This window comes from Enterococcus sp. AZ095b (genome assembly GCF_051714725.1).
Classification (GTDB): Bacteria; Bacillota; Bacilli; order Lactobacillales; family Enterococcaceae; genus Enterococcus_B; species Enterococcus_B pernyi.
The window spans coordinates 2,018,042-2,031,212 of sequence record NZ_JBIOSL010000001.1; the positions used below are offsets into that span (position 1 = coordinate 2,018,042).

Here is a 13,171-nt window from a genome sequence, read left to right on the forward strand (position 1 = left end):
TTTAAGACTGCAATAGTTCTTTTACGATAGCATTTACTTGATTTCCATCAGCTTTTCCTTTGACTTTAGGCATGATAACTCCCATGACTTTACCAAATTCTTTTGCAGATGAAGCACCTGTTTGCGTGATCGCATCTTGAACAAGTTGTCGAATTTCTTTTTCAGAAAGTTGCTCTGGCATATACTTTTCGACTATCACAATTTCACTTTTCACTTTTTCAGCTAAATCGTCACGTCCAGCTTCCTCGAATTCATGCAAAGAATCACGGCGTTGTTTCATTTCGCGAGACAACACTGTTAGTTCTTCTTCTTCTGTCAAGTCGTGACCTTCTTTAATTTGCTCGTTTTGTATAGATGACTTGATCATACGAATCACCTGTAAAGATTCTTTATCTTTAGCTTTCATCGCTGTCTTCATGTCATCGTTCAATCTACTTAGTAGTGACACACTACCAACTCCAATTCATCAAAGAACTAGAATTTTTTGCGTTTTCTAGCTGCTTCAGATTTTTTCTTACGCTTTACACTTGGTTTTTCGTAGAATTCACGTTTACGAGATTCTTGTAAAGTACCCGCTTTTGACACGGAACGTTTGAAGCGACGAAGAGCATCGTCAAGTGATTCGTTTTTGCGAACGACTGTTTTTGACATATTAATTCCCTCCCTCCGAGCTTAAAAAGTAACCGTAATTGTTATTGAAATGTTAATCTCAAGAAACAAGACTGTTCTATAAACATTATAGCTAAAGCAGTTTTGACCGTCAAGAGAATCTTATGATTTTTTTAAATAATCACCTGTTATTTTATTGAAAATTATTATTGACAGCTCTCACAGCGACCAAATATCTCAAAGCGATGCCCTTCAATGGTACACCCACTGAGTTGTTCTTCAAAATAATTCATTGGACACATATGGATTTCTTTTGTCGTCCCACAAACGGTACATATGAAGTGGTGATGATGCCCAATCTCGCCTTGACAACAATGAAAACGGAATTTCATTTCTCCATTTAGATCCGTTTCTTCCAAAAGATCTAACTCTGAAAAGTCATGTAAATTACGATAGATCGTATCATAGCTGACTCCTTTAAATTCCTGACTCATATAGTCAAAGACTTCTTTTGCAGAGACGTAACGATTTCGTTTGATTAAATATGCGAGTAATGCTTCTCGCTTTTTCGTGTATTTGAACCCGTTATTTTTCAATGTTTCTAAAGATTGTTCGATCAATGTTTGTTTATTCATCATTATCCCCCAAATCAAAATGATTACGAAGTATGTACACTCGAGTATGGTATAATAAACCTAAAAAAAAAGCAAGCGAGGTTTTTTATTTATGACTGCCGAATCAAATGAAGTCGTCACCTTTTTTGTCATTTCAGACTCTGCAGGTGAAACAGCAACAAAATTAGCCCAAGCCACAATGGCACAATATCCATCCATCGAATTTAGTTTATTTCGACGAACTTTTGTGACTGATCCAGAGACGTTGCAACGCGCACTAAATGATGCATTGTCAGAACAAGCATTAGTTCTCCATACATTGATCAACCAAGAATTGGTGGATTTAACAAATGAATTTTGTCAAAAAAACAAATTATACAGCTTTGATGTATTGACCCCGCCAATTGCAGAAATCGAGCGCTTGACTGGCATCAAACCGACACGTCAACCAGGGGCACTTCACTTATTGAATGAAAATTATTTCAAACGAATCAAAGCGATGGAGTTTGCGGTGAAATATGACGACGGAAAAGATCCTCGAGGTTTTTTGGAAGCCGATGTCGTCTTACTTGGTGTTTCCAGAACTTCTAAAACACCATTAAGTTTGTTTTTAGCCAATAAAAATTTAAAAGTAGCGAATCTCCCACTGATACCTCAAGCACATATCCCTAAACAGTTGTGGGAAATCGATCCGAAGAAGATTGTTGGATTAACAAATAACCCTGATATTTTAAATAACATTCGTAAAGAACGCATGCGTTCATATGGCCTGAATCCAGATACTGCGTACTCCGATATCGAAAAAATTCGTGCAGAATTGGAATTTGCCAATGAACTTTATGAAAAATTAGGGTGTGTCGTCATCAATGTTGCTTCTCTTTCCATTGAAGAAACAGCATCATTGATATTGAATGAGTTAGAGCTGGAAGACCATAGCTATTACGGCACAGAAACTTCGGAAGAGAAATAGCTTTTTATTATCTTTTTAAATGATAAAAATAGGAGTTGATCGAGGTCGGGACAGAAGTGTTCAACCTCGAGAAATAAGGCGCCATCCACGAAAATTGTTCTTCAAATTTTTGTGGATGGCGCCTTATTTCCGAAGTGGTTACTTCTGTTCCCGCCGTTTATTCGGTTTTAGGTGGTACAAGAGGACCAATGTCCCAGACACTTTCAAATCCTTTTTTAATGACTTTAGTTAGCTTTTTTGATGCTCTACATGTTTGATCGTTTGTTCTAAAATATCTAATACATGAAAGTCATCTAAACTGTAAAGGATCGTTTTTCCTTCACGTCGTGATTTCACCACGTGGTTTTCACGTAACAACCGTAATTGATGAGACACAGCCGATTGTTCCATTTGAACAGATTGACTGATCGACGTCACATTTTTTTCACCATCTTTTAAATAAAGTAAAATATTCAAACGTGTCGGATCACTTAATACCTTGAATAATTGACTCACTTTTTCTACTTTAATGTTTTGATTCCCCGACAAACGATTCACCTCCAAAAAAAGACTGACTACTAAAGTGTACCACTTTTTTCGTCAGTCTCAACTGTTTATTCTTCTGTCATTGATTTGATGCTAGCTTCAAGTGCAGCAATTTTTTCTTGTGCTGCTTGGTTTGAATCACCTTTGACACCAATATAAAATTTGATTTTTGGTTCCGTTCCAGAAGGACGGATCGCGATCCAACCGTCTTCTTCTAGTGTATATTTCAATACATCTGAAGGTGGAGTCGTTAGTTTTTCTACATTTCCTTGGTCATCTGTTTTTGTCAGTGCCTTGAAATCTTCTGTTTGTAAAACTTTTTCTCCGGCAAATTCAGTTGGTGCATCTTTTCTGAATTTCTCCATCAGTGCTGCAATTTTCGCTGAACCTTCTTGCCCACTCATTGTGACTGAAATTGTTTTTTCTGCATAATAGCCATACGTTTCAAAAATCGATTGTAACCCATCATAAAGGGTCTTACCTTGTTTTTTATAAAATGCAGCAACTTCTGCTAATAATAATAGTGCTTGAATCGCGTCTTTATCGCGAACGAATGGTTTGACTAAATAACCGTAGCTTTCTTCAAAACCAAACATGAATGTATGCGCCTTGGTTTCTTCAAATTGTTGGATTTTTTCAGCAATAAATTTGAAGCCAGTCAAAACGTTCATCATTTCTACACCATAATGTCTAGCGATTGCTGTCGGTAGTTCACTTGAAACGATTGATTTCAAGACCGCCGCATTTTCTGGCAGTGTTCCTTTTTCTTTGTGAGCTTCTAGGATATATTGGACAAGCAAAGCGCCGATTTGATTTCCAGTCAATACTTTGTATGAACCGTCTGGCAAGCGTACAGCTGCACCTAGACGATCGGCATCTGGATCAGTAGCAATCAATAGATCTGCGCCTTCTTTTTCGCCTAAACGGATTGCGTATTCAAAAGCAGAGTGTTCTTCTGGATTTGGTGATTTGACTGTGGTGAAGTCTGGGTCAGCGATTGCTTGCTCAGGAACCAAGACAAATTGTTCAAATCCCGCTTGAGTCAACGCACGCTCACCTAACATTTTGCCTGTTCCGTGTAACGGCGTGAAGACTAGCTTCAATTCTTTCCCTAATGTTTCTACTAATTCATGATTGATCGTCACTGCTTTGATTTCTTCCAAGTACGCTTGGTCGATTTCTTCGCCGATGATCGTGATCAAATCACTATTTTTTGCTTGTTCTTCTGCTAAAACTTCTACTTTTAATGGATTGCTGATGTTTCGTACATATTTTGTCAATGCGTCTGCATCTGCAGGCGGCATTTGTCCACCATCTTCGCCATAGACTTTATAGCCATTATATGCCGCTGGATTATGAGAAGCTGTAACCATGATCCCAGCGAATGCGTTAAGATGACGAACCGCAAATGAAAGCTCTGGGGTTGGTCGTAAGCTTTCAAATACAAAAGATGGAATACCATGTTGCGCTAAAGTTTTTGCCGCTTCCATCGCAAATTCTGGCGATTGATGACGTGAATCATAAGCAATCGCTACCCCACGTTTTTTTGTTTCTGCTCCTTGTTCATCCATAAATTGTGCAAGCCCTTCTGTTGCTTGACGTACAGTATAGATGTTCATTCGATTGATTCCAGGTCCTAAGATCCCGCGCATTCCTGCTGTACCAAATTCCAAAGGTGCGTAGAACGCATCTTCTAATTTTTCAGGATTTTCACTTAATTCTTTTAATTGTTTTTTTAAATTTTCTTCTAATGATTCTTCAGTTGCCCATTGCTCGTAAACTTGTTTCCAAGACATGAAGCTGACACCTCTTTCTAAAAATATATTCCTTTCTAAGTATAGCATTCTCTATTTAGATAGCAAAGCATAAGAAAAAGAGGTCGGGAAAGAAGTGTTCAGCCTCGAGAAATAAGGCGCCATCCACGAAAATTGTTCTTCAAATTTTTGTGGATGGCGCCTTATTTCCGAAGAGGTTACTTCTGTTCCCGCCGTTTATTCGGTTTTAGGTGGCACAAAAGGACTAATGTCCCAGACACCTTTCGTTTTTTAAATCATTAGTTATCCTTGAGCGTTTGGCGTTTCTTCTAATGCTTCCAAGTATTTATACACTTGTTGTCCAGCAATCCCGCCATCGCCTACTGCTGTGGTGATTTGGCGTAGATCTTTTTCTCGCACATCGCCAATAGCAAACACACCAGGCATATTCGTACGCATATCTTGATCTGTTGGAATCCAGCCAGCAGCATTCGTGAGTCCTGCTTTGCGGAAAGGTTCAGTTAATGGATCTAGTCCAACGTAGATGAACACACCGTCAGCTGCTAATTCGATTTCTTCCCCTGTTTTTGCGTTGTACCCTTTGACACCAGTAACGACCATATCATTTCCGATGATCTCATCAGTGATCGTATCCCAAACAAATGAGATTTTTTCGTTCGCAAATGCGCGATCTTGGATGATTTTTTGCGCTCTTAGTTCATCACGACGATGAACGATAACGACTTCTGAAGCAAATTGTGTCAAATACACAGCTTCTTCTACTGCAGAATCGCCACCACCGATCACGACTAAGCGTTTATTACGGAAAAATGCACCGTCACAAACCGCGCAATAAGAAACGCCACGTCCAGCATATTCTTCTTCGCCTGGTACTCCTAGTTTACGATGGATACAACCAGTTGCAATGATGACTGTTTTCGCTTCGTAACTTTTGTCTTCACAGATGACTTCTTTATAGTTGCCATGATCTTTGATATCTTGGACGATACCGTAGACATTTTCAGTTCCAAATCGTGAAACACCTTCATACATTTTATACGCAAGGTCTGGCCCCATGATCGAATCAAATCCAGGATAATTTTCTACTTCTGCGGTGTTGTTCATTTGCCCACCAGGTGCCCCTTGTTCGATCATCGCTACTGATAAGTTTGATCTTGAAGCATACAAAGCAGCGGTCATGCCAGCAGGTCCTGCACCAATTACGATTACATCATACATATGTAGATTCCTCCGTTTTAAAATCAAGTAAGCCTACTTTACAGCCAATCACACAAAAAGTCTATTGTTCTGCCTACGAGTTTCGAATAGATATATTATACTCGAAATCGATAGACAAAAACAATAGACATTCTTATTCTATCCTATTTGTTCGCTAGATTTTCACCATTCGAAGCAATCACTTGTTTATACCAATCAAATGATTTTTTCTTTGTTCGTCTCAATGTACCATTGCCTTCATTGTCACGATCAACGTAGATAAAACCATAGCGTTTCTTCATTTCACCAGTTCCAGCAGAAACTAGATCGATACATCCCCAAGTCGTATAACCTAAAAGATCAACACCATCTAGTTCGACTGCATCTTTCATCGCTTGGATGTGTGAAGCAAGATATGAAATGCGATAGTCATCTTCCACATAGCCATTCTCATCCGGAGTATCTACCGCGCCCAAACCATTTTCGACAATAAACAATGGTTTTTGATAACGATCATAAATATCATTCAAGGTTACCCGTAAACCTAATGGGTCAATTTGCCAGCCCCATTCACTTGCTTCTAAATAAGGGTTTTTCGTTGATTCAAAGATATTTCCTGCGGTTTGTTCTAATAGTTTTGGATCGGTTGTTGAAACACGAGAAGAATAATAAGAGAATGAAATAAAATCAACAGTATGTTGTTTCAATAACTCTAAGTCTCCTGGTTCCATTTTGATCTCGATGCCTTGGCGTTCCATTTCTTTTAGTGCATATGCTGGGTATTCTCCTCTTGACTGCACATCGATAAAGAAGTAGTTTTCACGGTCTGCTTGGCGTGAAGCCCAGACATCTTCTGGTTTACATGAATAAGGATAATAAGCCCCCGCAGCTAACATACAGCCGACTTTATTCTCAGGGTCGACTTCATGCGCGATTTTTGTGGCAATCGCACTCGCTAGTAACTCATGATGAGCTGCTTGATATTTGACTTGCTCTACATTGTCGCCTTCTTCAAAATACAAGCCAGCGCCCATGAACGGTGCATGTAAAATCATGTTGATTTCATTAAAGGTCAACCAATATTTTACTAATCCTTTGTAACGGTTAAAGATCACGTGACAAAGGTTTTCATAAAATCCGACTAATTCACGCGAACGCCATGCCCCATATTCCTTGACTAGATGCATCGGGCAGTCAAAATGGGTGATCGTTACTAAGGGTTCGATCCCATACTTTTGACATTCTTTAAAGACATCTTCATAGAATTTCAACCCTTCTTCGTTTGGCTCTTTCTCATCACCTAATGGAAAAATACGGCTCCAGGCAATCGATAGACGGTAGGTTTTAAAGCCCATTTCTGCAAATAAGGCAATATCTTCTTTATAGTGATGGTACATATCGATCGCTTCTTTTGCTGGATAAAAATGTTCGTCATCAAACTCAAACATTTTTTGTTGACCGGTAATCACTGGAAAACGATCTGGACCAATCGGCACGACATCTACATTGGCTAAGCCGCGCCCTCCTTCGTCGTATCCACCTTCACATTGATTGGCAGCTGTTGCGCCACCCCATAAAAAGTCTTTTCTAAATCCCATCGTTGTTATACTCCTTCCACTACACGTTTTTCTGACAATTCTCTTGCTAATTCATCTTGCACTTCGATGCCTTCTGCTGTTAAGCGATCGATGGCTTCTTTAAATTGTGGTAAATACTCTTGATGAGCAATAAATAATTCATCCATCATACGTTTTGCTGTTTTACCAGAACGAACTAATGGGTTGATCGTAAATGCTTGTAACGCCGTCCCGTAATCACCTGTGACAGCTGCTTCGATCGTCAACAACTCCATATTTTTCATCACTTGTAACCAGCCACGTTCTGCTGTAGGTAATGAACCAAAAGCAACACTTCTTGCTCCTTGCGCGCCTACATACGCTGTTACTTCAACGACACAGTCTGCTGGTAGATCAGGCACTGCCCCATTGTTTTTCGTTGAGACAACGATTTGAGTTTCTTTATTGCCATAGATCGAAGCAATCGTTTCACACGCAGCATCCGAATAATAGGCACCACCTCGTTGTTGTAATTGTTCTGGTTTATGATCGAGTTGCGGATCTTTGTATAGCTCAAACAATTCCGCTTCTGTTTGTTTGACTTGTTGTGCTCGCGTTCCGATCGTGTGGTATTCTTCCAACGCATGCTCCAACATTTCTTCTTCACGATAGTAATAGCGGTGATAGCCACAAGGAATCATTTTCATCTGATCGAGTTGTTCTCTAAAGAATGGCACATCGAATATGTTTTTTGGCAACCCGTTATCTTCCGCATAAAGTTGTTCAATCAAATCTTCTGTACGATCATTTCCTTTTGCGTCCGCTACTTTGTGCCAATGGAAATGGTTCAGCCCAGCAAATTTATAAATCAACTCTTCTTTCTTTTCACTGATCATGACTGGCTCTGTCATCATTGCCATTACTGGTACATTGCACAATCCAATCACTTTGTCCCATTTCCCATAACGAACGACTGCTTCAGTCACCATACCGCTTGGATTAGCGAAATTGATCAACCAAGCGTTCGGACAGAGGCGTTTCATGTCTTCAACTACTGCTAAAATGACTGGGATCGTACGAAATGCTTTGAACATTCCCCCAGCTCCATTGGTTTCTTGGCCTAACATGCCGTAGTACGCTGGAATGCGTTCGTCTTTTACACGAGCATCCAATTGACCGACCCGAAATTGTGTAGTGACAAAGTCCGCATCTTTCAATGCTTCTTCGCGATCTAAGGTGGCATAGATTTTCACGTCATATGGAGAAGCATCCCACATCCGTTGGGCCATTTCACTGACGATCGCTAGTTTTTCACGCCCAGCTTCGATATCGACTAACCAGATTTCACGAATCGGCAATTCATCGTAACGTTTGATGAATCCTTCCATTAGTTCCGGTGTGTAACTACTTCCGCCACCAATTGTCGCGATCTTGATTCCTTGATTCATACACTCACTCCTTCGTCTTTTTTACAACTCCATTATCATTTTTGTAAATAAAAGTCACAATACTTTTTGATCAATTTGAATAACCATTTACAAAATGATCGATATTCTTGCATTTTTTTGTAAATTTATTGCGCATAACAAAAAGAAAAATAATGAGAAAATCCAAATAAAACCTAATTTTTCAATCAAAATAAACGAGTAAAGGAATTACTTCTCTTTTTTTGTTTCATTGACACATTAAATAATACCGTTTACAATTATTTTACATATTTTTAACTAAAACGTAAAAAAGAGGATCGAATTATGCTATTAAAGGAAAAGCTTAAACAAATCAACTTTTCACCTTCAGAAAGCGAAGTCATCCGTTTTCTCCAAGCCAATGAAACAACTCTGGCCGATCGAACGATTCAACAAATTGCTGAAACTTGCTATGTCCATCCTTCTACTTTGATTCGGATCGCCAAAAAAATGGGTTTTCACGGATGGGTGGATTTTAGAGATGCGTTCATTGCTGAAACAGAATATCTACAAGGAAACTTTCAAGAAGTGGACGCCAATCTCCCTTTTTCCGAAAATGAAGGCATCATGACGATCGCTAATCGGATTGCGGCACTTGAACGTATGACGATCCAAGATACGTTATCCTTGTTGATGCACGACGACCTCCAACAAGCAAAGCAACTTCTGCTGCGATCGAATAAAATCGTATTATTTTCGAGTGATACCAACACATTGATTGCTCAATCATTCAAATTGAAAATGAATCGGATCAAACAAGAAGTGACCATCGTGCCCACATCTGGCGAGTCCTATTACGATGCCTACAATTGTCAGCCTGAAAACTGTGCGATCTTGATCTCTTATACGGGAGAAAATCAGATGATGCTTCGGACTGCTGAAATTTTGAAAGAAAAAAATGTGCCGATTTTATCGTTGACGAGCATCGGTGAGTCCAGTTTGTCGACAGCGAGCGATGTGGTATTACGCCTGACAACACGTGAACGATTGTACTCAAAAATCAGTAGTTTCACGATCAATACGTCGATCTCCTATTTGTTGGATGTGTTATATAGTTGTGTCTTTGCTGAACATTATCGTGAGAACCTCGATTATTTGATCGAAGTCGGGCAAAAAGTCGATACACGGCAGATCAGTTCATCCATTATGAAAGAAGAACTATTTACCGATTCAATCGAAGATGGCGATTAGTCTACTTTTATAGCGGGAACGATCAGAAAGATTCGTTCAGAACAAAGTTGCTCCTTGAAATTTACTCTCTAATTAAATAGCTGAACTTCTAAGAAAATAAGCCGTAACATCCAAAATATGAGAGGAAACCCTCGGATGTTACGACTTTTTTTGGAATCAGGTACTTAGAAACATTCTCCTGTGGAAAAATGCTTTTTAACACTAAGCTAACTTTCTAAAACCTTGATCTAAAGGGCTTTGAACTCATCAAGTCAACGCTGTGATCAACTCATCCCCATTCGTCACGATCTTCGATTGATTCTCGACGATATCGAGGTAATCTGCTGAATTGGTAATGATGACAGGGGTTTCTACACTATAGCCTTCACTTTCGATCGCATTGATATCAAATCGCAATAAGACGTCTCCTTGTTTCACTTTATCCCCTTGTTTCACAAAAGACTCAAAATGTTTCCCTTCCAATTGTACAGTGTCTAACCCAACATGGATCAACAGTTCTAATCCACTTTCAGAAACTAAACCGATCGCATGTTTTGAAGGAAATAACGTCATCACTGTCCCATCGAATGGTGCAACGACTTCCCCTTTTTCTGGATAGATCAAGATTCCTCGTCCTAACGCGCCTTTAGCAAATGCTTGGTCTTTTGCTTCGCTTAAAGATGCAATACCACCTTGGATCGGTGTTTTGACGATTTCTTTGATTTTACTTTCTTTTTTCTCAGGCACTACTTCTTCGGTATCTTTCCAGAACAAGAAAGTCAAAGTAAAACCGATCGTTGCTGCAATTGCGATACCGATAAAGGCATTGTACATGCCACTTGCATCGCTACCACTAATGAAGTTGACCACTCCGAAGATACCCAATCCACCCATTGTATAACTTGTCGTACCACTCATCATCAAATAGATACCAGAGATTGCCCCACCAATCATTGAATAAATGAACGGGGTCTTTTTAGGTAGAGTGATTCCATAGATGGCTGGTTCTGTCACACCAAAGATTCCTGAGATAAAGGCAGGCATACATAAGGCTTTCATTTTCTTGTCTTTAAACTTGAAGTACATTGCTAATACCACGGCGGTTTGTGCAAAACTTGCCCCAAAAACACCTACAAGCATTTGACTTGAGCCATTTTGTGCCAACTGCATGATCGCCAAAGGAATGATACTCCAATGTAGACCGAAGATAACTAATACTTGCCAGAAGAAGCCTAGAACCCCACCATATAATGCTGGTGAAAAATCCATCAATGCTTGGAAACCTGCACTCAACCACTCTGTTAACAAGCTAACGATTGGGCCAATCACCAAAAAGCCGATCGGTAGAGCAATCAATAAGACCATAAAAGGAACAACAAATGTTTGGACAACTGTTGGAACGATCTTCTTCGCAAATTTTTGGACTTGTCCGGCAAAAGCAATGATAAAGATGACAGGAATGACACTTGATGTATAAGAAGCTCCTACCCAGGGAATACCCAAGAAACTTTCATATGCAGGTAATCCTAAAAGGCTAAGCGGCGCTGCAGCACCTTGATTGGCTGCTTCAAAACTACTTTGTAATGCGGGACCTTGCACGGTCGGATAGACAAGGGCTGCACCGATGACGATGCCGACCATTGGATTCAATTTGAATTTTTTAGCTGCTGTATACCCTAGAATAACTGGCATGAAATAAAAGATCGAATCACCGATCCCATTTAACATGATATAAGTTCCGGAAGTCTGCTCATAAAATCCTAAAAAGATAAATAATGCATTCAATCCTTTGACCATCCCGGCAGCTGCTAAAGCTCCTAAGAAGGGTTGGAAACAACCACTTAAAATATCGATCAAACGATTAAATATATTGCCTTTCGCAGGGGCTAATTCCGCATCTTCTGAAATCCCTGCTACATTTAATACATCTGCATATACGTCTGGTACATGATTACCAATGACTACTTGGTATTGCCCACCGCTTTTCATGACGGTCACGACACCATCCATATTCTTCAATGTCTCGTCATCTGCTTTACTTTCGTCTTTTAACCGAAAACGCAAGCGAGTCACACAGTGCGTCAAACTACTGATATTTTCTTTTCCGCCAACATATTTCACGATTTCTTTTGCTAAATCTTGGTATTTTCCCATGTTCTTTTCCTCCAATTGTTTGATTGAAGGTTTAGCCAACTCAATGTCACTATCCTTTGGTACTCATTCGTTGAATCCACGGCCCTCCTTTTAGTGATTTTTTTAATGATTATTATCTGCCAAACGAGCCAGATGGATCGTTAAGTAGACAATTTCATCGTCTGACATATGATAATTAAATGTTTCCTGTAAGAATAAAGCGATTTTGTCCACGCAGCCAGAAGCCGTTTGATATTTTCGCTGGATCATCTGGATCAATTCCTCCTCGACCTCACCTTCTTGGGTAAGGGACGTGTTCATCACACGGCTAAGAAAAAAACGAAGATGCGTGACAAATCGGAAAAAATAAAGCGATTCTTCATCAAAGGGTGTTTGATAATAATAGCGAACGATATTCAAAATATCTTGAATGGTTTTCGTAAACTGGTACATATTGTTCATACTATCTTGTTCTGATTGTGCATTGACTAAATGAAGGGCAATGAATCCAGCTTCATTTTCGGATAAATCAAATCCATATTTATGATGGACTTTTTCAATCGTTTTTTTACCTATTTGGTATTCTCTCGGAAATAATTGCTTGATATCATATAATAAAACATTAGGTAATCCAACGCCGGTTTTATAACGTTTGATCGCATTGTATAAATGATCGGTCAATGAAATATAAATGGATTCATTCAATGTCACATCTAACTTTTCTTTCGTATACTCAATGATCTCGTAGGAGAGTTCGAGGTATTCCATCGGGATATCCTCCGCTAATTTTTGAAAATGTCTCGACAGTCGATCATCTGTCAAATGAAATTCTTTATCCACACCCGCTTCTAAAATAGCATCACCAATCTTTTTTTTGAATGCTAATCCTTTTCCCATAACGATCATTTCTCGATTTAATTTGTCCCTTGTGACAACGACATTATTATTTAGAATTTTTTCAATCCGCATAATATCCCCTTTCTATGATTGTCACTCCTAAAAAAACAAAAAAACCCAAAAAGTCAGCCATGGAATCAATTCATGGTGACTGATTAGGTTTAGCTTGCGTGATGCAATCACTATCCAACAGTATGTTCTTTTCTTCATAGTAGCGAAACAATTTTAAAATGTCAACGCTTTCTTTTGTATTATTCCT

General features: G+C 39.2%; 12 protein-coding genes. 2 read left to right on the plus strand and 10 right to left on the minus strand.

The window, feature by feature from the left end; genetic code table 11:
• Position 1: 1 nt before the first annotated feature.
• From IGJ99_RS09600 to IGJ99_RS09610, 3 genes are all read right to left on the minus strand, one after another.
• Positions 2 to 448: a GatB/YqeY domain-containing protein gene (locus IGJ99_RS09600; RefSeq protein WP_062804925.1), complete on the minus strand. Its 447-nt coding sequence runs from the start codon at positions 446 to 448 to the stop codon at positions 2 to 4.
• Positions 449 to 474: 26 nt separating this feature from the next.
• Positions 475 to 651, minus strand: coding sequence for a 30S ribosomal protein S21 (gene rpsU / locus IGJ99_RS09605; RefSeq protein ID WP_002356740.1), 177 nt, complete (start codon positions 649 to 651; stop codon positions 475 to 477).
• Positions 652 to 815: 164 nt separating this feature from the next.
• Positions 816 to 1,244, minus strand: a complete 429-nt coding sequence (locus IGJ99_RS09610) for a Fur family transcriptional regulator (RefSeq protein ID WP_010734956.1) — start codon at positions 1,242 to 1,244, stop codon at positions 816 to 818.
• Between the two features lie 91 nt (positions 1,245 to 1,335).
• Between IGJ99_RS09610 and IGJ99_RS09615 the strand changes: the two genes are divergently transcribed.
• Positions 1,336 to 2,193, plus strand: a complete 858-nt coding sequence (locus tag IGJ99_RS09615) for a pyruvate, water dikinase regulatory protein (RefSeq protein WP_010734955.1) — start codon at positions 1,336 to 1,338, stop codon at positions 2,191 to 2,193.
• Between the two features lie 228 nt (positions 2,194 to 2,421).
• On the opposite strand, the gene IGJ99_RS09620 is transcribed toward IGJ99_RS09615, so the two are convergent.
• From IGJ99_RS09620 to IGJ99_RS09640, 5 genes are all read right to left on the minus strand, one after another.
• Positions 2,422 to 2,721: an ArsR/SmtB family transcription factor gene (locus tag IGJ99_RS09620; protein WP_010734954.1), complete on the minus strand. Its 300-nt coding sequence runs from the start codon at positions 2,719 to 2,721 to the stop codon at positions 2,422 to 2,424.
• Between the two features lie 65 nt (positions 2,722 to 2,786).
• Positions 2,787 to 4,514, minus strand: coding sequence for a phospho-sugar mutase (locus IGJ99_RS09625; protein WP_438770792.1), 1,728 nt, complete (start codon positions 4,512 to 4,514; stop codon positions 2,787 to 2,789).
• 261 nt (positions 4,515 to 4,775) lie between these two features.
• Positions 4,776 to 5,711: a thioredoxin-disulfide reductase gene (trxB, locus tag IGJ99_RS09630; protein ID WP_438770793.1), complete on the minus strand. Its 936-nt coding sequence runs from the start codon at positions 5,709 to 5,711 to the stop codon at positions 4,776 to 4,778.
• A 143-nt stretch (positions 5,712 to 5,854) separates the two neighbouring features.
• On the minus strand, positions 5,855 to 7,288 hold the full coding sequence (locus IGJ99_RS09635) for a 6-phospho-beta-glucosidase (RefSeq protein ID WP_438770794.1): 1,434 nt from the start codon (positions 7,286 to 7,288) through the stop codon (positions 5,855 to 5,857).
• Positions 7,289 to 7,293: 5 nt separating this feature from the next.
• Positions 7,294 to 8,694 carry a 6-phospho-beta-glucosidase gene (locus IGJ99_RS09640; protein WP_019724139.1) on the minus strand — a complete coding sequence of 467 codons (1,401 nt, stop codon included), beginning with the start codon at positions 8,692 to 8,694 and terminating at the stop codon, positions 7,294 to 7,296.
• A 303-nt stretch (positions 8,695 to 8,997) separates the two neighbouring features.
• Between IGJ99_RS09640 and IGJ99_RS09645 the strand changes: the two genes are divergently transcribed.
• A complete protein-coding gene (locus IGJ99_RS09645) occupies positions 8,998 to 9,903 on the plus strand; it encodes a MurR/RpiR family transcriptional regulator (protein WP_023520007.1) in 906 nt (301 codons plus the stop codon).
• A 246-nt stretch (positions 9,904 to 10,149) separates the two neighbouring features.
• On the opposite strand, the gene IGJ99_RS09650 is transcribed toward IGJ99_RS09645, so the two are convergent.
• A complete protein-coding gene (locus tag IGJ99_RS09650; RefSeq protein ID WP_438770795.1) occupies positions 10,150 to 12,036 on the minus strand; it encodes a beta-glucoside-specific PTS transporter subunit IIABC in 1,887 nt (628 codons plus the stop codon).
• A 102-nt stretch (positions 12,037 to 12,138) separates the two neighbouring features.
• Positions 12,139 to 12,984 (minus strand): BglG family transcription antiterminator LicT, encoded by an 846-nt coding sequence (gene licT, locus IGJ99_RS09655; RefSeq protein ID WP_023520009.1) that lies wholly within the window; start codon positions 12,982 to 12,984, stop codon positions 12,139 to 12,141.
• Positions 12,985 to 13,171 lie beyond the last annotated feature (187 nt).

Coding starts and splice junctions, on each gene's coding strand:
- rpsU (WP_002356740.1), bottom strand. CDS start 651: ATGTCAAAAACAGTCGTTCGCAAAAACGAATCACTTGACGATGCTCTT.
- IGJ99_RS09610 (WP_010734956.1), bottom strand. CDS start 1,244: ATGAATAAACAAACATTGATCGAACAATCTTTAGAAACATTGAAAAAT.
- IGJ99_RS09615 (WP_010734955.1), top strand. CDS start 1,336: ATGACTGCCGAATCAAATGAAGTCGTCACCTTTTTTGTCATTTCAGAC.
- IGJ99_RS09625 (WP_438770792.1), bottom strand. CDS start 4,514: ATGTCTTGGAAACAAGTTTACGAGCAATGGGCAACTGAAGAATCATTA.
- trxB (WP_438770793.1), bottom strand. CDS start 5,711: ATGTATGATGTAATCGTAATTGGTGCAGGACCTGCTGGCATGACCGCT.
- IGJ99_RS09635 (WP_438770794.1), bottom strand. CDS start 7,288: ATGGGATTTAGAAAAGACTTTTTATGGGGTGGCGCAACAGCTGCCAAT.
- IGJ99_RS09640 (WP_019724139.1), bottom strand. CDS start 8,694: ATGAATCAAGGAATCAAGATCGCGACAATTGGTGGCGGAAGTAGTTAC.
- IGJ99_RS09645 (WP_023520007.1), top strand. CDS start 8,998: ATGCTATTAAAGGAAAAGCTTAAACAAATCAACTTTTCACCTTCAGAA.
- IGJ99_RS09650 (WP_438770795.1), bottom strand. CDS start 12,036: ATGGGAAAATACCAAGATTTAGCAAAAGAAATCGTGAAATATGTTGGC.
- licT (WP_023520009.1), bottom strand. CDS start 12,984: ATGCGGATTGAAAAAATTCTAAATAATAATGTCGTTGTCACAAGGGAC.